Genomic DNA, 1,312 nt, shown 5'->3' with positions numbered 1-1,312 from the left:
ACCATCGTTAATGAGAGTAATCCAACCCGTTATGACCCCAAGGCTCCGACCTTAGCCAGTGAGGCCAGTGCGGCTTTCTCCGGTAAACAGAAGGCCGTTGCCGCTGTTCTCTACGCCGAAACCGGTAGCCTGCTGCTGAAGTCAGCCTATGAACAGGGTCTGCTCAAAGACAAGCAAGTCATGCTCACCGATGGAGTCTATTCTGAAGACTTTCCTGAGCAGGTCGGCAAAACCGGAGATGGGAAGTTTATTCTCGCCGGGGCGATCGGCACGGTTCCGGGGGCAAATGGGGAGGCATTAGCCAGCTTTACAGAATTTTGGAAATCCAAGCAAAACAAGCCAGTCAGTGCTTTTGTCCCGCACACCTGGGATGCAGCTGCCTTGCTAGCCCTGGCAGCAGAAGCGGCAAAAGCCAACACCGGAGAGGGGATTAAAAGCAAAATTCGTGAGGTTGCGGGTTCCCCCGGCACTGAGGTCACAGATGTCTGTGAAGGGTTAAAGCTTGTGCGGGATGGCCAAGAGATTAACTACCAGGGGGCCAGTGGCAATGTTGACTTCGACGAGTATGGAGATGTGGTTGGCAGCTACGATGTCTGGACCGTTAAGGAGGATGGACAGCTAGCAGTCACCGGTAAGGTCCAGCCGGATGCCTCTAATTAGTTCTCCTGATCGGTCTGGGGACTAGACCTAGGCTCCACAACTTGAGCTAGCGACCAAGGGCGCAAACAAGCAACCTTGGGTAGGATCAAGAAGAACGCAGCGAGTAAATCGCTGTTTGCGGCATGAAGTAGATTTAGTTTTTAGTTATGGCTTCAACATTTTCCTTTGATATCGTCAGCGACTTTGATTGGCAGGAACTCGTCAATACAGTGGATCAAGCTGAACGGGAGATCAAGGGCCGCTATGATCTTAAAGATACGCAAACCACGCTGGACCTGCAAAAGCAGGGGATTACCATCAACACAGATAGTGAATTCACCCTGGATGCAGTTCAGACAATTTTGCAGACCAAGGCCGCCAAGCGCAATCTTTCTCTGAAGATTTTTGACTATGGCAAAGTTGAATCTGCCAGCGGCAATCGAGTCCGGCAGGAAGTTGAATTGCGAAAAGGCATCAACCAGGATATCGCCAAGAAAATTTCTAAGCTGATCCGGGATGAGTTCAAGAAAGTGCAAGCCTCAATTCAAGGAGATATGGTGCGGGTGAATTCCAAGTCCAAAGATGATCTGCAGCAGGTGATGCAGCGGCTGAAGCAGGAAGATTTTCCGCTGGCGCTGCAATTTATTAACTACCGCTAGCAGAAATTCCCCAT

At 50.7% G+C, this 1,312-nt stretch carries 2 protein-coding genes; both read left to right on the top strand.

Features of this window, described 5'->3' with window-relative positions; genetic code table 11:
- On the top strand, nucleotides 1-660 hold a 660-nt coding region (locus tag AC2VE5_RS27565; RefSeq protein ID WP_486890711.1), incomplete at its 5' end, for an ABC transporter substrate-binding protein.
- 146 nt (nucleotides 661-806) lie between these two features.
- Entirely contained in the window at nucleotides 807-1,298 is a 492-nt protein-coding gene (locus AC2VE5_RS27560) for a YajQ family cyclic di-GMP-binding protein (RefSeq protein WP_486890710.1), read from the top strand.
- The last annotated feature ends 14 nt before the right edge of the window (nucleotides 1,299-1,312 follow it).

The organism is Aliterella sp. E5.1 (genome assembly GCF_057473825.1).
This window is presented reverse-complemented; position numbering and strand designations above follow the sequence as displayed.

Excerpts from the sequence above, each read along its gene's own strand:
- AC2VE5_RS27560 (WP_486890710.1), top strand. The coding sequence starts at position 807 with ATGGCTTCAACATTTTCCTTTGATATCGTCAGCGACTTTGATTGGCAG.